Source organism: Bradyrhizobium sp. 26S5 (assembly GCF_036923295.1).
GTDB lineage: Bacteria > Pseudomonadota > Alphaproteobacteria > Rhizobiales > Xanthobacteraceae > Bradyrhizobium > Bradyrhizobium septentrionale.
This window is the reverse complement of sequence record NZ_CP145948.1, coordinates 8,108,156-8,128,100: the sequence shown is the minus strand read 5'-3', so window position 1 is coordinate 8,128,100 and position 19,945 is coordinate 8,108,156. Positions and strand designations below refer to the sequence as shown.

23 protein-coding genes are annotated in these 19,945 nt (G+C 64.2%); 18 read left to right on the top strand and 5 right to left on the bottom strand.

Annotated features, from left to right (window positions below):
• The first annotated feature begins 148 nt into the window (after positions 1–148).
• The 7 genes from ruvA to V5279_RS38405 all read left to right on the top strand — a co-directional run bounded on the left by ruvA (position 149) and on the right by V5279_RS38405 (position 8,238).
• Entirely contained in the window at positions 149–766 is a 618-nt protein-coding gene (gene ruvA, locus V5279_RS38435) for a Holliday junction branch migration protein RuvA (protein WP_338692109.1), read from the top strand.
• A gap of 196 nt (positions 767–962) precedes the next feature.
• Complete coding sequence (gene ruvB, locus V5279_RS38430; protein ID WP_338692108.1) at positions 963–2,012, top strand: Holliday junction branch migration DNA helicase RuvB; 1,050 nt, start codon at positions 963–965, stop codon at positions 2,010–2,012.
• A 189-nt stretch (positions 2,013–2,201) separates the two neighbouring features.
• Positions 2,202–3,119, top strand: coding sequence for a metallophosphoesterase (locus tag V5279_RS38425; protein WP_338692107.1), 918 nt, complete (start codon positions 2,202–2,204; stop codon positions 3,117–3,119).
• A 224-nt stretch (positions 3,120–3,343) separates the two neighbouring features.
• Positions 3,344–5,236, top strand: coding sequence for an adenylate/guanylate cyclase domain-containing protein (locus tag V5279_RS38420; RefSeq protein WP_338692106.1), 1,893 nt, complete (start codon positions 3,344–3,346; stop codon positions 5,234–5,236).
• Between the two features lie 215 nt (positions 5,237–5,451).
• Positions 5,452–7,059: an ABC transporter substrate-binding protein gene (locus V5279_RS38415; RefSeq protein WP_338692105.1), complete on the top strand. Its 1,608-nt coding sequence runs from the start codon at positions 5,452–5,454 to the stop codon at positions 7,057–7,059.
• 178 nt (positions 7,060–7,237) lie between these two features.
• Positions 7,238–7,687 (top strand): tol-pal system-associated acyl-CoA thioesterase, encoded by a 450-nt coding sequence (gene ybgC, locus V5279_RS38410; protein WP_166298958.1) that lies wholly within the window; start codon positions 7,238–7,240, stop codon positions 7,685–7,687.
• Positions 7,688–7,770: 83 nt separating this feature from the next.
• Positions 7,771–8,238 (top strand): nuclear transport factor 2 family protein, encoded by a 468-nt coding sequence (locus tag V5279_RS38405; RefSeq protein ID WP_338692104.1) that lies wholly within the window; start codon positions 7,771–7,773, stop codon positions 8,236–8,238.
• Positions 8,239–8,555: 317 nt separating this feature from the next.
• Here V5279_RS38405 and V5279_RS38400 read toward each other — a convergent pair whose 3' ends face one another.
• Positions 8,556–9,200: a glutathione binding-like protein gene (locus tag V5279_RS38400; protein ID WP_338692103.1), complete on the bottom strand. Its 645-nt coding sequence runs from the start codon at positions 9,198–9,200 to the stop codon at positions 8,556–8,558.
• Between the two features lie 98 nt (positions 9,201–9,298).
• On the opposite strand from V5279_RS38400, the gene V5279_RS38395 reads away from it, so the two are divergent.
• The 4 genes from V5279_RS38395 to V5279_RS38380 all read left to right on the top strand — a co-directional run bounded on the left by V5279_RS38395 (position 9,299) and on the right by V5279_RS38380 (position 11,675).
• On the top strand, positions 9,299–9,958 hold the full coding sequence (locus V5279_RS38395) for a TetR/AcrR family transcriptional regulator (protein WP_029077580.1): 660 nt from the start codon (positions 9,299–9,301) through the stop codon (positions 9,956–9,958).
• A 91-nt stretch (positions 9,959–10,049) separates the two neighbouring features.
• The gene (locus V5279_RS38390) at positions 10,050–10,700 is read left to right on the top strand and encodes a dihydrofolate reductase family protein (RefSeq protein ID WP_338692102.1); all 651 of its coding nucleotides are present in this window, start codon (positions 10,050–10,052) and stop codon (positions 10,698–10,700) included.
• 98 nt (positions 10,701–10,798) lie between these two features.
• A complete protein-coding gene (locus V5279_RS38385; protein ID WP_338692101.1) occupies positions 10,799–11,203 on the top strand; it encodes a metalloregulator ArsR/SmtB family transcription factor in 405 nt (134 codons plus the stop codon).
• A complete protein-coding gene (locus tag V5279_RS38380; RefSeq protein WP_338692100.1) occupies positions 11,196–11,675 on the top strand; it encodes an SRPBCC domain-containing protein in 480 nt (159 codons plus the stop codon). The genes V5279_RS38385 and V5279_RS38380 overlap by 8 nt, the downstream gene beginning before the upstream one ends.
• Positions 11,676–11,830: 155 nt before the next feature.
• On the opposite strand, the gene V5279_RS38375 is transcribed toward V5279_RS38380, so the two are convergent.
• Complete coding sequence (locus V5279_RS38375) at positions 11,831–12,796, bottom strand: glyoxylate/hydroxypyruvate reductase A (RefSeq protein WP_338692099.1); 966 nt, start codon at positions 12,794–12,796, stop codon at positions 11,831–11,833.
• A gap of 88 nt (positions 12,797–12,884) precedes the next feature.
• Here V5279_RS38375 and V5279_RS38370 point away from each other — a divergent pair, with 88 nt between their 5' ends.
• The 6 genes from V5279_RS38370 to V5279_RS38345 all read left to right on the top strand — a co-directional run bounded on the left by V5279_RS38370 (position 12,885) and on the right by V5279_RS38345 (position 16,810).
• Positions 12,885–13,169 carry a hypothetical protein gene (locus V5279_RS38370; protein WP_338692098.1) on the top strand — a complete coding sequence of 95 codons (285 nt, stop codon included), beginning with the start codon at positions 12,885–12,887 and terminating at the stop codon, positions 13,167–13,169.
• Positions 13,170–13,356: 187 nt separating this feature from the next.
• Positions 13,357–13,725, top strand: a complete 369-nt coding sequence (locus V5279_RS38365; protein ID WP_029077574.1) for a YciI family protein — start codon at positions 13,357–13,359, stop codon at positions 13,723–13,725.
• Positions 13,722–14,999 carry an RNA polymerase sigma factor gene (locus V5279_RS38360; RefSeq protein ID WP_338692097.1) on the top strand — a complete coding sequence of 426 codons (1,278 nt, stop codon included), beginning with the start codon at positions 13,722–13,724 and terminating at the stop codon, positions 14,997–14,999. The genes V5279_RS38365 and V5279_RS38360 overlap by 4 nt, the downstream gene beginning before the upstream one ends.
• 288 nt (positions 15,000–15,287) lie before the next feature.
• Complete coding sequence (locus V5279_RS38355) at positions 15,288–15,698, top strand: DoxX family protein (protein ID WP_029077572.1); 411 nt, start codon at positions 15,288–15,290, stop codon at positions 15,696–15,698.
• A gap of 84 nt (positions 15,699–15,782) precedes the next feature.
• Complete coding sequence (locus V5279_RS38350) at positions 15,783–16,319, top strand: SRPBCC family protein (RefSeq protein WP_338692096.1); 537 nt, start codon at positions 15,783–15,785, stop codon at positions 16,317–16,319.
• A gap of 80 nt (positions 16,320–16,399) precedes the next feature.
• Complete coding sequence (locus tag V5279_RS38345) at positions 16,400–16,810, top strand: VOC family protein (RefSeq protein WP_166298946.1); 411 nt, start codon at positions 16,400–16,402, stop codon at positions 16,808–16,810.
• Positions 16,811–17,019: 209 nt separating this feature from the next.
• On the opposite strand, the gene V5279_RS38340 is transcribed toward V5279_RS38345, so the two are convergent.
• From V5279_RS38340 to cobT, 3 genes are all read right to left on the bottom strand, one after another.
• Complete coding sequence (locus V5279_RS38340) at positions 17,020–17,442, bottom strand: hypothetical protein (protein ID WP_166298945.1); 423 nt, start codon at positions 17,440–17,442, stop codon at positions 17,020–17,022.
• Between the two features lie 114 nt (positions 17,443–17,556).
• Entirely contained in the window at positions 17,557–17,847 is a 291-nt protein-coding gene (locus V5279_RS38335) for a hypothetical protein (RefSeq protein WP_021080156.1), read from the bottom strand.
• A gap of 278 nt (positions 17,848–18,125) precedes the next feature.
• Positions 18,126–19,139, bottom strand: coding sequence for a nicotinate-nucleotide--dimethylbenzimidazole phosphoribosyltransferase (cobT, locus tag V5279_RS38330; protein WP_338692095.1), 1,014 nt, complete (start codon positions 19,137–19,139; stop codon positions 18,126–18,128).
• Between the two features lie 53 nt (positions 19,140–19,192).
• Here cobT and cobS point away from each other — a divergent pair, with 53 nt between their 5' ends.
• Positions 19,193–19,945, top strand: a complete 753-nt coding sequence (gene cobS, locus V5279_RS38325) for an adenosylcobinamide-GDP ribazoletransferase (RefSeq protein ID WP_338692094.1) — start codon at positions 19,193–19,195, stop codon at positions 19,943–19,945.

Genomic DNA, 19,945 nt, shown 5'->3' with positions numbered 1-19,945 from the left:
GCGTTGTTATGCGTCAGCCAACTGAGCAAGCGGCACCCCTCTCCCTAACCCTCCCCCGCAAGGGCGGAGGGAACCCTTCCGCTGGTGCCTCCCTCACCGAAGTCGAAACGATCGTGCGAGCCACGAGCGCCGAACTTGGGGGCGCGCGATGATCGGCAAGCTCAAGGGCCTGATCGACTCCTACGGCGAGGACTACGTGATCCTCGACGTCGGCGGCGTCGGCTATCAGGTGCATTGCGCGAGCCGCACGCTGCAAGCGTTGCCGTCGCCGGGCGCAGCGGCGGTGCTTTCGATCGAGACCTATGTCCGCGAGGACCAGATCAAACTGTTCGGCTTCCGCTCGGATCTTGAGCGCGAATGGTTTCGCCTGTTGCAGACCGTGCAGGGCGTCGGCGCCAAGGTCGCGCTCGCGGTGCTCGGCACGCTGCCGCCGACAGATTTGGCCAACGCGATCGCGCTGCGCGACAAGGCGGCGGTTGCGCGTACGCCGGGGGTCGGGCCGAAGGTCGCCGAGCGCATCGTCAGCGAATTGAAGGACAAGGCGCCGGCCTTTGCCGATGTCGATCCCGCGGTGGTGCAGCTGTCGGGCGCGATCGACAACAACCGCGCGCCGCGCCCGGTGACGGACGCGATCTCCGCGCTGGTCAATCTCGGTTACGGCCAGCCGCAGGCTGCCGCCGCCATCGCCACCGCCTCGCGCAGCGCCGGTGAGCAGGCCGAGACCGCGCAGCTGATCCGGCTGGGGCTTAAGGAATTGTCGAAGTGAGTGATGCGCCGGAGCGGATTTTTTCTTCACCTCGCCCCGCTTGCGGGGAGAGGTCGGATCGCATCGCAGATGCGATCCGGGTGAGGGGGTACAGGTCTCAAAACACACCCTGCTCGCGGATGGAGCCCCTCACCCCGACCCTCTCCCCGCAAGGGCGGGGCGAGGGAGAACAACGATCTCGTGCTAGTTTCGCATCATGAACACGCCCTCGCGCATGGTCACGCCCGAACGCCGCTCCGATGATGTCGGCGACACCGCGCTGCGTCCGCAGTCGCTGACGGAGTTCGTCGGCCAGGCCCAGGCGCGCAAGAATCTCTCGATCTTCATCGAGGCAGCGAAGAAGCGCGGCGAGGCGCTCGATCATGTGCTGTTCGTCGGTCCCCCTGGCCTCGGCAAAACCACGCTGGCGCAGATCGTCGCGCGCGAGCTCGGCGTCGGCTTTCGTGCCACCTCGGGTCCGGTGATCGCGAAGGCCGGCGATCTCGCGGCGCTGCTCACCAATCTGGAAGAGCGCGACGTGCTGTTCATCGACGAGATCCATCGCCTGAGTCCGGCGGTGGAAGAAGTGCTCTATCCCGCGATGGAGGATTTTCAGCTCGACCTGATCATCGGTGAGGGCCCAGCGGCGCGCTCGGTGAAGATCGAGCTGTCGAAATTCACTTTGGTCGGCGCGACGACGCGCGCGGGCCTGCTCACCAATCCCTTGCGCGACCGCTTCGGGATTCCGATCCGGCTGAATTTCTACACCGAGGACGAGCTGGAGAAGATCGTCACCCGCGGCGCCCGCGTGCTCAACATCGGCATGAGCCCCGACGGCGCCAACGAGATCGCGCGCCGCGCCCGCGGCACGCCGCGCATCGCCGGCCGCCTGCTGCGCCGCGTGCGCGACTTTGCCTCCGCGGCGGACGCCGACGCCATCGACCGCGGCATCGCCGACCGCGCGCTGAGCGCGCTCGAGGTCGACAGTGCCGGGCTCGATGCGATGGACCGGCGCTATCTCACCACCATCGCCCTGAACTATGGCGGCGGGCCGGTCGGCGTCGAGACCATGGCGGCGGCACTGTCGGAGCCGCGCGATGCGATCGAGGACATCATCGAGCCCTATCTGATCCAGTGCGGCTATCTGCAGCGCACGCCGCGCGGAAGGCTGCTGACCTCGCATGCCTTCCGTCATCTCGGCCTCGCCGAGCCGAACCGCGATCCCTCGCAGTTCGGCCTGTTCGGCAACAATGGCGACGAGGACTGAGCTGCTCCCGAAGTCGTGAAAAGACGTGTTGGTGCAGCGCATCGCGCAGCCGGGTAACCTTGCCCGCTAACCCTTGCGAGGTCTCTGCAGGCCGTCTGCACAAACGCGGCCCAATTCCGCTCCAATCAAAGGGCTTATGATTGGTCGGAGCGTTTCCAGGAAGCGTCAGGCATCACCGATCAAACGTCCATGATTTCACGTCGTCATTTGCTTCGCGGGTTCGGCGGATTGACCGCCGTCACGGCCTCGACCGCGGCCTACGGCCTGAGCGAGCCGGTCGCCCGGCTCACGCTCACGCGTTACGATCTGTCGCCGCGGCAATGGCCGGCGGACTTTCCGCTCAAGATCGCCGTGCTCGCCGACATCCACGCCTGCGATCCCTGGATGTCGCTCGATCGTATCGAGACAATCGTCGAGCGCACCAATGCGTTGAACGCCGACATCATCGTTTTGCTCGGCGACTATGTCGCGGGGCTGCGCCACGTCACGCGCTTCATTCCGGCCTCCGAATGGGCCGCGGTGCTGAAGGGCCTGAAGGCGCCGCTCGGCGTGCATGCCGTGCTCGGCAATCACGACTATTGGGAGGACAAGGCGGTGCAGCGCCTGGGGCAGGGCACACCGGTCGCGCGCCGCGCGCTGGAGCGGGCGGGCATCCCGGTCTACGAGAACGACGCGGTGCGGCTCGTCAAGGACGGCCATGCGTTCTGGCTCGCCGGCCTCGGCGACCAGCTCGCCTATCTGCCGGCGCGGCACTATCGCCAGGTCACCCGCATCGGCGTCGACGATCTCAACGCGACGCTTGCAAAGGTCACCGACGACGCGCCGGTGATCCTGCTCGCGCATGAACCCGACGTTGCGCTTCGCGTGCCCCCGCGCGTCGCGTTGCAGCTGTCAGGCCACACCCATGGCGGCCAGGTCCGGCTGCTCGGCTGGTCGCCCGCGGTGCCGGTCAAGCACGGCATGCGGCTGGCCTATGGCCATCTGAAGTTGAAATGCGACGTCGTCGTCTCCGGCGGCCTCGGCTGCAGCATCATGCCGTTCCGCCTCGGCGTGCCGCCCGAGATCGTGCAGGTGACGCTCGGCGCAAAGGGGCCGGTGGTGTCCTGACGAGCCCGGCCGTGCACTCATAAAGGCGCGGACGTCGGCGTTTGGAGATCAGGCTGCATGGGAAGTGCCTTGAAACGCGGCATCCTTTAGCGAGGTACGCACGTTCATCACCCAAACGGGTGTTGTGCGGCCACGCCGACCTCGGCGCGTGACAACAGCCGCCCGCTCCTGTAAAAACATTAAGCCCCGATGCCGCGGGAAGGAGGTGCCCTGTGAAACGCAGGATGACAGCCGTCCTGCTGGCAGATGTCGTTGGCTACAGTCGGCTCATGTCGACCGACGAGGACGCCACACACGTGATGCTGGCCGAATGTTTCGGCAGCCTGATCGAACCCAAAATTTCCGAGCATGATGGTCGCCTTATCCGATCCAGCGGCGATGGATTGCTTGTCGAATTTGGCAGCGCTCTGGATGCCGTACGTTGCGGTATCGAAATTCAGCAGGAATTGAGCAAGCGCAATGCCGGTGCCGCCCCCGAGCGCCGCTTCCAAATGCGCATCGGCGTAAATGCCGGCGACGTCATTTTCGACGAGCGCGATATCTACGGAAACAGCGTCAATATTGCAGCACGGCTGGAAACTCTCGCCGAGCCGGGCGAGCTATTTGTTACCAATACCGTTCGGGATCAGCTCCTGGGTCATCCGGATCTCGCATTTGAGGACAGGGGCCGTCACCGGGTCAAGAACATTGACCCTCCGATTCAGGTCTTTCGGGTCACCCAGGCCCAGGAGCAAGACAAATCTCTCCTGGGGCGAATGCGTCTCGCCGCGCGCCGAGTTATCGCGCTTCCTCCGATGCGTCGTCCGGTGGTCGCTGCATTTGCTGTCTTACTAGCCATCGCGACGATTGTGGGCACAGTGCCGCTTTGGCATGGCCAAAAAGCGCAGTCTGCTCAAGCTTCCATCATGGTCATGCCGTTTCGCAGCATGAGCAATGATCCGCAGGAGGGCTATTTCGCCGACGCGGTCACCGATGATCTAACCACGCACCTTTCCCGCTTGGCTGATACCGTGGTGATTGCGCGTGCAACGGCTTTCACTTACAAAGGGAAAGATATCGACCCTCGACAAATCGGACAGGACTGCGACGTTCGATATCTCTTGGAAGGCAGCATCCGGAAAGTCGGTACCAAGGTGCAAGCGAACGCGCACCTGGTAGATGCGCGTTCCGCCACGGCTATTTGGGCGGATCAATTTGATACGGATGTTACAGACCTTTTCGAATTGCAGGAAGTTGTAACTGGTCGAATCGCATCGTCACTCGGACTTCAACTGGTCAAGGCCGAGAGCCGTCGACGTAATCGATCGGGAGATTCCAATGCGATTGATATGAGGTTACGCGCCATGGCTATTCTCATTGAATCGATTACTCCGCAGCACAATCTTATCGCACGCAAGTATCTTCAGGATTCTCTGCAGCTCAGCCCGCAATCGGCCATCGCCTGGAGCCAACTGGCAGATGTCTTGATGCGTGACTATTTGAATCGCTGGAACGAAGCTGCTGGAACGGATTCCAACGCACGAATTGAGCTGCTGAGCCAGGCCGAGCATGCGCTGCAACAGGCATTCAGTCTCGACCCGACCATTGCTCTGAGCCACATGGATGATGGCTTTATTCGCCGTGCGAAGGGGGATCATCAAGGAGCCCTGGACGCTTTCGAACGGGCGCTTGCCCTCGATCCCAATCTTGCCCTCGCATATGCTCAAAAGGCCAATCAACTTGTCCTGACGGGGCGTCCCAAGGAAGCGCCTCCGCTGGTGTTGAAGGCGATCAGACTCAGTCCTCGCGATCCTGCCAGGAGTGTATTTTCCTGGGTCCTGGGGCGCGCGTACTTCGCGATGGGAAACTACGACGATGCAATTGTCTGGCTTCGTAGAGCGGTTGAGGAGAGACGCACGGTTTGGTTCAGTCGCGCGCATTTGGTGAGCGCCTTTGCGCTGGCCGGAAAGCAAACCGAAGCGGTCGACGAGCTGAATGATTTCAACAGCGCGCTGCCGGGTTACACACTGGCGCGTATCCGCGACATCTATTCCCAGGAAATTCCAAATCAGCATCTGGCGTTTCAGAGTACCTTGAATGAACTCTTCAAGGGATTGCAGCAGGCGGGAATGAAATAATCGCAGTCGATCGACAAGGTCGGCTCATCGGTACTCATTTCGCTCGCGGCGCAACGAGCGCTGTCCAGCGCAGCACCCGAGGGATGATTGCGGGTAGGGCGCCGGGCGGACATCTCTGCATGTGGTCGCTGGTGCGGTGCTCCGCCATATCAAGCCTGCACGCTCAGCTAAGCCCGAATTTGAGGATTTGACCAGCCGATATCAGGAGACATCCAATGCTTCAGATATCATGTCGGAAACTTTGCACTGTGGTGTCAGTTGGCGCCTTGTCGGCAGTGTTCGCTTCGGCGCAACCAATCTCGTCGCCGGTGCATGCGAAGACTCTCATTGCGGTGATGCATTCCGATCTGCGCATTCTCGACCCGGGCTTCACCGGGGCGTATATCACGCGCGATCACGGCTACATGATCTTTGACACTTTGCTCGCCACCGACTCCAGCTTCAAGATCCAGCCTCAGATGGCGGATTGGAAGGTCTCCGACGACAAGCTCACCTACACCTTCACCCTCCGCGACGGACTTAAATGGCATGACGGCAGCCCGGTCACCGCGGAAGACTGCGTTGCGTCGCTCAAGCGCTGGAGCAAGAACGAGACCATGGGCCAGACGCTCATGGACTTCACAGCCAGCATTGAGGCCACTGACGACAGAACCATCACGCTGAAACTGAAAGAGCCTTACGGGTTGGTGCTGGAATCGATTGGAAAACCTTCATCGATTGTTCCGTTTATGATGCCCAAGCGTCTGGCCGAAACGCCGCCGGGCCAGCAAATCAAGGAGCAGATCGGCTCCGGTCCCTTCAAGTTCGTTCAGTCTGAATTCCAGCCTGGCGTAAAGGCCGTCTATGAGAAAAACACGGACTACGTGCCGCGCAAGGAGCCGCCGAACTGGACGTCGGGCGGCAAGGTCGTGAAGGTCGATCGGGTCGAATGGATCAGGATGCCAGATGCACAGACCGCCGTGAACGCGCTGCAATCCGGCGACATCGACTTCGTGGAGAATATTCCCTTCGATCTCGTGACGAAGTTGGCGGCCAACAAGGACTTGAAGCTTGAGACCCTGGACAAGCATGGCTTCCAGATCGTCGGACGCATGAATTTTCTTTACCCGCCGTTCGATAACGTGCTGGTGCGCCGCGCGGCGTTGCTGGCGCTGAACCAGAAGGACGTGCTGGACGCATTGGTTGGCAATTCAGAATACTACCGGGTATGTGGCGCGGTTTTCGGTTGTGACACGCCGCTGGCCACCGACGCCGGCTCGGATTCGCTGGTGAAGGGCAATGGCATCGCACAAGCGACGAAGCTCCTTGCCGAGTCCGGCTACGACGGCACGCCTGTTGTGATCATGGCGCCCGGTGACGTCCTGGTTTTCAAGGCACAGCCGATCGTCGCGGCGCAACTGCTGCGTAGGGCTGGGTTCAACGTGGACCTCCAGGCGACCGATTGGCAAACAGTGGTCTCCCGTCGCGCTAGCCAGAAGCCGCCCAAAGAGGGCGGTTGGAACTTGTTTTTCACCAACTTCATCATTGCCGATGTGGTGGACCCCGTCGTCAACATATTGGTCAACGGTCGAGGCAGGAACGGTGGTTGGTTTGGTTGGCCGGAATCGGCCCGGCTCGAAGCGCTGAAAGACCAGTTCGCGCGTGCATCCACGCCGGCCGAGCGGAAGAAGATCGCCGCAGATATCCAGGCGGTCGTCTATGACCAGGTGATCTATGTCCCCCTCGGGCAATGGCGCGGGGTCGGCGCGTGGCGAAAATCGCTCTCAGGCGTGCTTGACGGCCCTGCCACGCCGATCTTCTGGAACGTCGACAAGTCGGAGTGAAGCACGGATATTATGGTTCCGTGTTCGTTTCACGATGAGGCAATCGAAGTTGGTTGCGGCCGTCGTTACGTGGGCCGTTGATCAAGGGCTACATTGCATTCTATTTGGTAGAGACGGATCGGATCGTGATCGTTCGCGTTCTCGACGGTCGCGGAGATATTGAGCGAGAGTTTTCCAGATGACCTTACCCCATATCGACGGCGCGATCCGCGATGGCCGCCACCATATGCAGGTCCGCGTCTATTACGAGGACACCGACTTTTCCGGGATCGTCTACCACGCCAATTATTTGCGCTTCATGGAGCGCGGGCGCACTAATCATCTCCGGTTGATGGGCGCCGAGCAGAACGCGCTGTTCGAGGAGGCCGAGGCGGAGACCGGCGGCTTTGCCTTTGTCGTGCGCTCGATGACGCTCGACTTCCTCAAGCCCGCGCGGATGGACGACATGCTCGACATCGTGACCTGGCCGATCGCGGTGAAGGGCGCCTCGATCATGCTCGCGCAGGAGGTCAGGCGCGGCGATGACGTGCTTGTGAAGGCACAGGTGCGTGTTGCCTTCGTCAGTCAGGGCAGGGCACAGCCTATACCGAAGAGCATCCGCACACTGATGAAGGCCGATATGGCCTGACTATTGACCGATCGGAAATGCCCCATCGACTCTGCGCGGCGGGGCGATAGATTTGCGCGACAAACAACCGCGAGGGATCGCCGATGTCACGTCCGCCGCTGCCGCCTTTCACCCGCGAGACCGCCGCGCAGAAGGCGCGCATGGCGGAGGATGCCTGGAATTCGCGCGACCCCGTTCGGGTTGCCGGCGCCTATACGGAGGACAGCCGCTGGCGTAACCGCTCCGAGGTGTTCGGGGGGCGCGAGGCGATCGTGGCATTCCTGACCCGCAAATGGGAGAAGGAGCTGGAGTATCGCCTGATCAAGGATCTCTGGGCGTTCGACAACAACCGCATCGCGGTGCGCTTCCAATACGAATGGCACGATGCGGGCGGCAACTGGTTTCGCTCCTACGGCAACGAGCAGTGGGAGTTCGACGAGCACGGCCTGATGCGCCGCCGCGAGGCCTCGATCAACGACATCGCGATCTCAGAGAAGGACCGCCGCTTCCATTGGCCCGCGCCGGGCCCGCGTCCGGCCGATGTGCCGGGACTGGGGCAGGAGCCGTTCTGATTGCGGCATAGCCCGGATGAAGCCAAGCGAAATCCGGGACAGTCTCACCTGCGGCTAAGTCCGTCCCGGATTGCGCTGCGCTCCATCCGGGCTACGGGTGAGGCGCGAACCGGGCAGTCGTGCTTCGAGACGCGCGTTCCGCGCTCCTCCAGCGATAAAGGCGAAGCCTTTGCGCGGGCATGACGGGGATGGGGCTGAGTGAGCGGCCGGCATTCGGCGCGCAAGTCCATCTCCGTCATCCTGAGGTGCGAGCTCTTGCGAGCCTCGAAGGATGAACGGCCCCCGTTCGGGAGCCGCTACACCTTGTGCGTCAATCCCTACGCCGCCGCCTTGTGCCGCGCGATCTCGGCCTTGTAGAGTTCGAACTCCTCCGCGACCGCCTTTGCGACCGATGGCCGCGTCCGCAGTCGCTCGTAATAGGCCTTCAGCGCCGGCCATTTCGCGAGTTCGATCGGCGGCGTCGCCATGGTCCAGTTGATGACGGTGACGAGATAGGCGTCGGCGACGCTGAAATGATCGAGCAGATAGTCGCGGCCCTTCAGATGGTCCTCGACATAGTCGAGCCGCGAGACGTATTTTTCCAGCGCGTAAGTCTTGGCGTCCGGCGGCGCCTTCTTGTCGAGCAGCGGCAGGAACAGGCCCTTGTGCAGCTCGGTGCCGATGAAGCACAGCCATTGATGCAGCCGTGACCGCTCGGCGTTCGACACGGTGCCGAGGCCGGCGCGCGGGAACTGATCGGCGACATATTGCAGGATCGCGGCGTTCTCGGTCAGCACCACGCCGTCGTCGGTGCGCAGCGTCGGCACCAGGCCGAGCGGGTTGACCTTGTTGAAGTCGGTGCCGTCGTTGCGCACCTGCTTGGTCTTCGGATCGACCTCGAGATAGTTGGCCGGCTGGCCGGCCTCATAGAGCGCGACGCGGGTCGCCATCGAGCAGGCAAGCGGCGAGAAATAAAGGTCCATTTGTGCCTCCTTGGGGCGTCTGGCGCGGGTGTCCCGGCCGTTGTTGATTTTTGTACTGTCTTGGATAATATTAGTGACGTCAAGGAATTTAATGCGAAATGGTACAGAAAAGTAAGAAGCCGCCATCTGCTGCCAAAATCGAGGCGCCGGTCGCACCGAAGCGCCGCGGACGGCCGCGCGCCTATGAGCCGGATGTCGCGCTCGGCAAGGCGCTCGATCTGTTCCGGCGCGACGGCTTTGCCGCGACCTCGCTCGACGATCTCAGTGCTGCGACCGGCATGAACCGGCCGAGCCTCTATGGCGCGTTCGGCGACAAGCGCGAGCTCTACATCAAGAGCTACCAGCGCTATCGCGACGACGCGCGCGCCGCGATGGTCGACATCTTCCGCGCCGAGGCACCGCTGCGCGAGCGGCTCGAGCGCATCTACCGCATCGCGCTCGACATCTATCTCTCCGGCGAGTCCGGCCCGCGCGGCTGCTTCACGGTGATGACCGCGGCGTCTGAGGCGGTGTCGGATCCGGGCATCCGCAGCATGGTGGTGGAGGGCCTGACCGAGCTCGACAAGGCGTTCGGCATCTGCTTCCGCCATGCCAAGGAGCGCGGCGAGCTGGCTGACGGCGCCGATCCGGCCGCGCTGGCGCATCTCGCTTCCGCCACCATCCACACGATTGCGATTCGTGCCCGCGCCCGGGTGCCGCGCAAGGAGCTCGAGGCGATCGTGAAGGGCGCCGTCGACGTGATGTGCGGGCCGAAATAGCGGCTCGCGAAATTTCCTCCGCAGCAAATGTCGGGCGCTGGTTTCCCCGCCCGTCCTCCGTAAGGTCTCTCAACCACGGAAGCGGAATATCATGGGAAAAGTCAGGACTTCAGTATTCACGGTCTCGATCGACGGATTTGGCGCGGCCCTGCGCCAGAGCCCCGAACATCCATTCGGCGAGGGCGGGCTGGCGCTGCCCGCCGCCTGGCTGTTCGAGACGCGGGCCTTTCGCGCGATGACCGGCCAGGATGGCGGGACGACCGGGCTCGACGACGAGATCGCGCGCAAGTCGATGGAGAATATCGGCGCCTGGATCCTCGGCCGCAACATGTTCGGCCCGATCCGCGGGCCATGGCCGGATCATTCCTGGAAGGGCTGGTGGGGCGACAATCCGCCGTACCACACGCCGGTGTTCGTGCTGACCCATCATGCGCGGCCCGACATCGAGATGGAAGGCGACACCACGTTCCATTTCGTGACCGACGGCATGCTTGCCGCATTGGAGCGGGCGCGCGCGGTTGCGGGGGACAAGGACATCCGCGTGGGTGGTGGCGTCTCGGTGGTGCGGCAATTCCTGCAGGCGCGTCTGCTCGACGAATTGCAGCTGGTGCTGCCGCCGGTCGTGCTCGGCGCCGGCGAGAGCCTGTTCGCGGGCCTCGATCTGCCCGCTCTCGGCTATGCCGTCGTCTCGCATGTCGCGAGCCCGTACGCCACGCACGTCACCTTCGCGCGCAAGTCCTGAACCGCTCACGCCTGCGTCAGCCGCACGAATCCGCCGTTGACGTGGGCGCCGTTTGGTCGTACTTAACCCAAAGGTTATTTAACCAATGAGCTAAGTAGATGCTGCCCGACCCCCTCAGTTCGACATTCGCGGCGCTGGCCGATCCGACCCGGCGCGCGATCCTGGCGCGGCTCGCGCTCGGCGAGACCTCGGTGATGGAGCTGGCAAAGCCGTTCGACATGAGCCTGCCGGCGATCTCCAAGCATCTGAAGGTGCTCGAGCATGCCGGCTTGATCGCGCGCGGGCGCGAGGCGCAGTGGCGGCCGTGCCGCATCGCGCCCGACTCGTTCAGGAAGGTCGATTTCTGGCTCGGGAATTTCCGCCGCTTCTGGGACGAGAGCTTCAACCGCCTCGACGGCCTGCTCGAGGAGATGAAGGCGGAGGAGGCCGCCAAGGCCCCGCCGCGCAGCACCAGTAAAGTCAGAGTAAAAAAGGAGAAGCAACGTGGACGCACGCGTGGATAAGACGTTGAGGATCACCACCCCGTCGGATATCGAGTTCGCCATGACGCGCCAGTTCGACGCGCCGCGGCACCTGGTGTTCGATGCGATGACCAAGCCGGAATATCTGGTTCGCTGGCTCGGCTGCGACGCGATGGCGATGCCGGTCTGCGAGGTCGATTTGCGGGTCGGCGGCCGCTATCGCTACGTGTTCCGTTCGTCCGATGGCATCGAGCACGTCCTCACCGGCACATTCCGCGAGGTCGTGCGCCCGGATCGCATCGCCTTCGGAGAGACCTTCTCGATGCCAGGCTTCACCAGCGACGAGTACCTGGTCACCTCGACCTTCGTCGAGGAAGCCGGCACGACCACGCTGACCACCACCATTCGCCATCCCACCAAGGAGGCGCGCGACGGCCACCTCAATTCCGGCATCGAGAAGGGCGTCGAGCCTGCCTACGATCGGCTCGCCGAGATCGTCGCGGGGATGGGCTGACGAGCGCCCTCTCCACCTGTCGTCCCGGCGAAAGCCGGGACCCATAACCACGGCTTGTCGTTGTTATGGTAAGCTGGGGCCACAGCTTTCTTGATCACGAACGCCTGTGGTTATGGGTCCCGGGTCGCGCTTCGCTTGCCCGGGACGACGATGTCTCAATACCCTCGCCTGCGATCGACCAGGTTCTCCAGCGCGCCGCCGGCCTCGAAGCGCGCGATCTGCTGCGCGACGTATTTCGAGATCTCGTCGGCGTCGGTGTCGGCGGCGTTGTGCGGCGTCAGCACCACCTTGGGATGGCTCCAGAACGGGCTCCCCTCGGGCAGCGGCTCGGTCTCGTAGACGTCGAGCGAGGCGGCGCCCAGCGTACCGTCGTCGAGCGCGCGCAAAATGTCCGTTTCGTTCTGCAAGCCGCCGCGGCCGGCATTGATTATGACGGGCGCACCGAGCGGGCTGCTACGATTGAGCTTCGCGAACACGTCGCGGTCCAGCACGTGCCTTGTGTCCGGCGTCAGCGGCAGCAGGCAGACCAGGATGTTGGTCTCGCGCAGGAACGCATCCAGCCCCTCAGTGCTGTGGTGGCAGGCGATGCCGTCGATCCGCTTCTCGCTGCGGCTCCAGCCGACGACGCGGAAGCCGAGCGCGCGCAGCGCATGCGCCGCGGCGGCGCCGAGCGTGCCGAGGCCCATGATGCCGACGGTGATCGCGCCCGCCGCCCACTGATATTTCGGCGCCCAGCGCCTGGCGCGCTGTGACTCGCGCAGATAGAGCTCCTGGCGGTGATGCATCAGCACATGCAGCACGACATATTCGGTCATGCGGTCGGTGAGGTCGCCGACCGAAACCCGCACCAGCGGCACGTCGGGCAGCGAGCGGTCGGCCATCAGCGCGTCGACGCCAGCGCCGAGATTGAAGATGACGCGCAGGTTCTTGAACGCGGCGAGTTCGCCCGGCTTCGGCTTCCACACCGCGGTATAGTGCACCTCCGCCGGATCGAGCGTGCCGTCCGGCAGCAGCACCACGCGGCGATCCGGGCAGGCGGCGTCGAACCGCGCCTTCCAGCGCGCCGACGACCAGTTTTCAGAGCCGCCATTGATCAGCAGCGCGAGCACGCCCTTGCCCATCCAGATACCTCCAGCGTCAATGTGACTGATATCACAGAGCGGGTCCGGCCCGCCCCCAGTCTCCTGCCACCAACAGGGGAGAACTTCCATGCGCAAACTGATGATCCCGGCTTTCGTCCTCGCCTCCATCGCCACCGCCCATGCCGGTCAGTGCCGCGGCCTCGTGCTCGCCGCCGCGGATGCGCCGGCCCAGGCGCAACCGGCCGCTGCTGCATCTCAGGCCGACGCCCAGCCGGCGCCGTCGCAGGCCCAGTCGGCCGAGGCCGCGCCGCAGCAGCCGTCCCGGCCTGTGACCAAAAGCCATGCCCGCCGCCGCGAGAGCGACGAAGCCAAGGCGCGCCGGATCGCCGCCCGCTACGGCGTCACCTGGTAATCGCAGCATGATCGTCACGGTGGTGACCTGACGCGCCATCGCCGCGCCTCGGCGCTGGTCTGTCGCGGCTCGCCATGCAGCTTCGGCGAAATCCATCGCCGATATCAGGAACCTAAATTTCTTTCGCTCCCCCTGTCGGCAGCGGGCATAATCGTTCGTTCTTTCAATGAACGGAGATGCCTTTTCGATGCTGTACGCCATCCTCTGCTATCATGACGAAGACATGGTCGGTTCCTGGAGCAAGGAGCACGACGCCTCGGTCATGCAGAAACTGTCCGTGGTGCAGGACAAGCTCGCCAAGCAGGGCCGGCTCGGCCCAGTGGCCCGGCTGCTGCCGACCACCGCCGCGACCACGCTGCGCAAGGAAAACCCGCCGGTCGTGCTGGACGGCCCGTTCGCCGAAACCAAGGAACAGCTGCTGGGCTTCTATTTGGTCGAGGGCAAGAACCTCGACGAGGTGCTCGACATCGCACGCGACCTTGGCGAGGCCAATCCGGGCGGCACCTATGAGATCCGCCCGGTCGGCTACTTCAATCAGGGGAGTCCAAAAGCGTGAGCATGACCGACGCCGCCTGGATCGATGCCGCGCTGACGTCGGCGCGTCCCCAGGCGGTTGGCGCACTGCTGCGCTACTTCCGCAATCTCGATACCGCCGAGGAGGCCTTTCAGAACGCCTGCCTGCGGGCGCTGAAGAGCTGGCCGCAGAACGGCCCGCCGCGCGATCCCGCGGCGTGGCTGATCATGGTTGGCCGTAACGTCGCGATCGACGATATCAGGCGCAGCAAAAAGCAGGAGCCGCTGCCCGACGACGACCAGGCGATCTCCGACCTCGACGATGCCGAGGACGAGATCGCCGAGCGGCTCGACGGCTCGCATTACCGCGACGACATCCTGCGGCTGCTGTTCATCTGCTGCCACAAGGACCTGCCGGCAACGCAGCAGATCGCGCTGGCGCTGCGCATCGTCTCCGGCCTGTCGGTGAAGCAGATCGCGCGCGCCTTCCTGGTGTCGGAAGCGGCGATGGAGCAGCGCATCACGCGGGCCAAGACGCGCGTTGCCGATGCCAATGTGCCGTTCGAGACGCCGGGCGCGGTCGAGCGCAGCGAGCGGCTGGTCTCGGTCGCGGCGATGATCTATCTGATCTTCAACGAGGGCTATTCGGCGAGCGGCGACACCGCCGAAATCCGCTCGCCGCTGTGCGAGGAGGCGATCCGCTTGGCCCGCCTGCTGCTGCGGCTGTTCCAGAGCGAGCCCGAGATCATGGGGCTGACGGCGCTATTGTTGTTGCAGCACGCCCGCGCCGCCGCGCGCTTCGATGCCGACGGCCAGGTGATCCTTCTCGACGACCAGGACCGCAGCCTGTGGAACCAGAAGCTGATCGCCGAGGGCCTCGCCTTGATCGACAAGGCGATGCGCCACCGCCGCAGCGGGCCCTATCAGGTGCAGGCGGCGATCGCAGCGCTGCACGCCCGCGCCGAAAAGCCCGAGGATACCGACTGGACCCAGATCGACCTGCTCTACGGCGCGCTCGAGGTGATGCAGCCGTCGCCGGTGATCACGCTCAATCGCGCGGTTGCGGTCTCCAAGGTGAAGGGGCCTGAGGCCGCGCTCGAGATGATCGAGCCTTTGGCGCCGCGGCTTGCCAATTACTTCCATTATTTCGGCGTGCGCGGCGCCTTCCTGATGCAACTCGGCCGCAACGAGGAGGCCCGCATCGCCTTCGACCGCGCCATCGCGCTCGCCAACACCACCGCGGAGGCCGCCCACATCCGCATGCACATCGACCGCCTGATGCGCGACAGCAAGCCGCGCAATGTGAAGGCGAAGTAGTCTCATCCACATCGCCGCACGCACGCTGCACCTCTCCCGCTTGCGGGGGAGGTCGTATCGCATCGTAGATGCGATACGGGTGGGGGCTCTCACCTCAATAGGACTCGTGGTGAGACCCCCACCCCAGCCCTCCCCCGCAAGCGGGAGAGGGAGCCGCAGTCCCGCCGCGGTCGCGGTATGACCGCATCTCATCGCGCTCTCCCGGAAAAATCTTCACCGCCCCTGTCGGCCGCACATCACCCCGTTCGTCATGAAGGCAGAGCATCACCACACCTTGGGGAGCAAGCCATGCCGACGATCGTCGATGCCGAGATCTCAAAGCCCGCCCGCATCACCGGCCGCGTCATGAGCGGCGTGGTCGTCCTGTTCCTGCTGTTCGACGGCGCGATCAAGCTGGTGCCGCTGTCGGTCGTTACCGAGACCATGGACAAGATGGGGTACGGCGCGAGCGATACGCTGGCGCGCAGCCTCGGCATCATCACCATCGTCTGCACGCTGCTGTATTCGGTGCCGCCGACCTCGATCCTCGGCGCCATCCTGCTCACCGGCTATCTCGGCGGTGCGATCGCATCGCATGTGCGGATCGATAGTCCGCTGTTCACCCACACGCTGTTCGGGCTCTATCTCGGCCTGATGGTGTGGGGCGGGCTCTATCTGCGCGACGGCAATCTGCGCGCAATGCTTCCGTTTCGCCGCTAGCTAGCCCACAGCCAATTGACTTACCGACCATCAGTCGGTAAGCGCCGACGCGTAGTCGGTAAATTCATCCACCTGGAGACCGTCATGTTCGAGACCATTGCCATCATCGCCGTCATTCTTGCGCTCGCGATTGCCGTCATCCTGATCCTCGCGGCGACCAAGCCGGGCACGCTCCGGGTGACGCGTGCGATCAGCATCGACGCGCCGGCGGAGCGGGTGTTTCCGCTGATCAACGATTTCCATCAGTGGACGGTGTGGTCGCCCTACGAGAACCGGGATCCGGACATGAAGCGCATCTATAGCGGCGCCGAGCGCGGGCAGGGTGCGGTGTATGCCTGGGATGGCAACAAGAATGTCGGCGCCGGCCGCATGGAGATCCTGCAGTCCTCCGCGCCGTCGAAGATCGTCATCAAGCTCGATTTCATCAAGCCGTTCGAGGGCCACAACACCGCGGAATTCACAATGCTGCCGCAGGGAGATGCGACCAGCGTCACATGGACCATGTATGGTCCGGCCGTCTTCATGTCGAAGGTGATGCAGGTATTCATGAACCTGGATCGCATGATCGGCAGGGATTTCGAGATCGGTCTCGCCAATCTGAAGAAGCTGACGGAAAAATAGAGAGCGTTTTCGAACGAAGTGGTTACCGGTTCGCGTGAAGAAAACGCGTCAAAACGAGAATCTATCACAGGGAGCATGTCATGCAGGTCAACCCCTATCTTTCCTACGACGGCAATTGCGACGCCGCGCTGAAATTCTACCAGACGGTTCTCGGCGCGCAGATCGAGGAGACCTTCCCTTACGGCGAGGGCAATGCGGAGATGCAGACGCCGCCCGGCTGGAAGGACAAGATCATGCACGCCCGCCTCACGATCGACGGCGAGATCATCATGGCCTCCGACGCCCCGCCCGGCCACTTCCAGAAGCCGCAGGGCTTCCACGTCGCGCTGCAGGTCGAGGATCCCACTGATGCTGAACGCCGCTTCAAGGCGCTGTCCGAAGGCGGCACCGTCACCCTGCCGTTCGGCAAGACCTTCTTCTCCAACGGTTTTGGCATGTGCGTCGATCAGTTCGGCATCCCCTGGATGGTGAACTGCCCGCAGCAGATGTAGGGCGCAGAGCCTTTAATCCCGGCGTGCTTTCTATCACCGTCATCCTGAGGTGGCCGCTCCTTCAGCGGCCCTCGAAGGATCGACGGCCCGGCTGGTGGCCGTTCATCCTTCGAGGCTCGCAAGGGCTCGCACCTCAGGATGACGGGTTTGGGATCGCGGAGTGGGCATGACGCAGACGTGCCTTTGCCCATTCTGCAAGCTACAGATTCTCACCTGCACCGCGGATAGATGGCCGCCAGCTCGCGGCCGCGCAGCAGCAGCAGGTGTGAGGTCAGGCCACCGCGGCGCACGATCCAGCTGCGCACCGGCGCCGGATAGGCTTCCAGCACAGCGACGGAGGCTTCCGGCTCCGCATAGGTCCGGCCGCGCTGGTCGATCGAGCGCGCGGCATGAAAGCCGAGCACCGCGCGGCGCGTCACGCAGATGCGGTCGCCCGGCACCATCGAGAGCACCAGCGTGCACGCCGACAGGCACGGCCCGTCGATCACCACGCGCTCGCCCGACTCGCGCACCTTGTCGAACAGGTCGATGAACGGGCCGACCTGCCCGCCGGGGCTGGCAAGGATGCGAACGTCGGCCTGTGCGCAGGAAACCGTTGCACAGAGAGCTGCCGCTGCGACAAGTGCCTTCATGAACGCAATCCCTGCCGCCGATGCGATCAAGGGTTCGCCGCATCGGATATCGCAAGGCTCGCGCCGGAATGGGGCATCGTCAAGACCGATGCCCGTTCCGCGACGGCAGTCGATTCAGGCTGCCCGGTTCTTGAGCGCGCCCACGATCGCAGTGAGCACCGCGCCGGCAACACCGCCGCCGGCGACCTGTCCGATGATGCTGCCGATGTCAGGCGCAGCGCCTGAATTGGCGAGCAGTGGGATCAGCATGCCTAGCAGCTGTCCGCCGGCGCCGCCGCCGATGGCGCCGGCGATGGTGTTGCCGAGCGTGCCCAGATCGATGTTCTTGGCCGCTCCCGCCGCGACATTGCCGCCGACGGCTCCGCTGATGATTTGAATGATCAGATTGATGAGAACACCCGACATGACGTGATTCTCCCCGGTATCTGGTTTCAGCATGGCCGAGGCGCCGGCCGGCGCCCGCCGACGCACAGGTTAGGCCTTTCGCGCGCAGTGGTCATGCTGCGCACGCGAAGATTGTGACCCGCATCAGCCGGTATGCACCGGCTTTTTGAGGGAACTGTCCTGTTAGAGCGTTTTCGAGCGAAGTGGGCACCGGTTCGCGTAAAGAAAACGCGTCAAAACAAGAAGCCAGAGCTTCGGTTCTAATTCAATCAGAACCGAAATTTCTCTAACGCGTGGCTTCAGTCCGCGCGGGAAACGCCGGCCTCGGCAAAGGTCGCCATGCCGCCGTGACAGGCGAGCGCCGCGCGCAGCAGCAGGATCGCCACGCCCGCGCCGGAGGCTTCGCCGAGCCGCATCTCGAGATCGAGGAGGGGAGCGAGCGCGAGCTCGCGCAGCAATTCGCGGTGGCCGAGTTCGGCCGACACATGCCCGGCGCGGCAATGTACGAGGCTGTCGGGTGCAAGCCGCGCCAGCGGCAGCACCGCCGATGTCGCGACGAAACCGTCGAGCAGCACCGGGATCGATCTTGCACGCGCCGCCAGCACGGCGCCTGCGATCGCTGCGAGCTCGCGCCCGCCGAGCGCGACTGCGACGGCCAAGGGATCGTCGAGCAGGTTGCGATGCAGTTTCAGCGCGGTGTCGATCACCGTGCGCTTGCGCAGCAGGCCGGCATCGTCGACGCCGGTGCCGCGGCCGGCCCAGCGCGCGCCGCGCCCGCCCATCAACGCCGCGCACAGCGTTGCTGCCACGGTGGTGTTGGCGATGCCCATTTCGCCGACCACGAGCAGGTCGCATTGTTCGGGCACCGTGCGCCAGCCGGTGTCGAGCGCGACCAGGTAATCGGCGCCATCCATTGCCGGCGCCATGGTGAAATCGCGGGTTGGGCGCTTAAGCTCGAGCGGCTCGACGCGCAGCGCGGCGCCGGCAAGCTTCGCGATCTGGTTGATCGCAGCCCCGCCGGCGGCGAAGTTCGCCACCATCTGCGCGGTGACCTCGGACGGATACGCGGAAACGCCGCGCTCGGCGATGCCGTGATTGCCGGCGAACACGGCAATGGTGACCTGGTCGAGCCGGGGGATCTCGCGCCGTTGCCAGCGCGCCAGCCAGACCGCGACCTCTTCGAGCCGGCCGAGGCTTCCCGGCGGCTTGGTCAGGTTCTGTTGGCGCAGGGTAGCTGCCGCAGCGCTCGCCTCGTCGCCTGGGGGCAGGTCGCGACAAAAGCTGCGGATGTCGTCTAGAGTACTGAACTGCATGCGATTCCCTCGTCGAGCGGGCCGCAAAATAGTTCAATTTCCAGGCCTTCACCATGAATCAATGGCTCGACGATCTCAGGACCGCCACGGCCTTTCTGACCCGCCTGCCGATGCCGCATCGGGACGGCGCGCGGCCGGAGAGTTTTGCGCGGGCGCAGCGGCTGTTCCCGCTGGTCGGGGCCGGCATCGGGGCGGCGATCGGCCTGTTCTGCCTGCTGTTGCGGGCGGTCGGTGTGCCGGATCTCGCCGCAGCGGCGCTGGCGCTCGGCGGCGGTGCGCTGCTGACCGGCGCGCTCCATGAGGACGGGCTCGCTGATGTCGCCGACGGCTTCGGTGGCGGCCGCGATGTCGCGGCAAAACTCGAGATCATGCGCGACAGCCGGCTCGGTACCTATGGCGCGCTGGCGCTGGTGGTGAGCTTTGCCGCCAAGCTTGCGGCGCTCGCGGCACTTCCGAACGGTCTGGTGGTGCAGGGCCTGATCGCTGCGCATGCGCTTGGCCGCGGCGTGCTGCCATGGATCACGATCAGCCTGCCTTACGCGCGCAAGGATGGTCTTGCCGCCAATGCCGGCCGGCCCGATGGCACGATTGCGGCGGTCGCGGCCGGTATCGCGCTGCTGATCGCGATCCTTGCCTTGCCATTTGGCAGCGCGCTGTTGGCGGCGATCGCGGCCGGCGCGAGCGCGCTGGTCATGGCGCTTTTGGCAAAGCGGCAGATCGGCGGCCAGACCGGCGACGTGCTCGGCGGCGCCGAGCAGGTTGCGGAGACCGCGATCCTGGTGCTGCTCGCGGCACGGTTGGGGTAA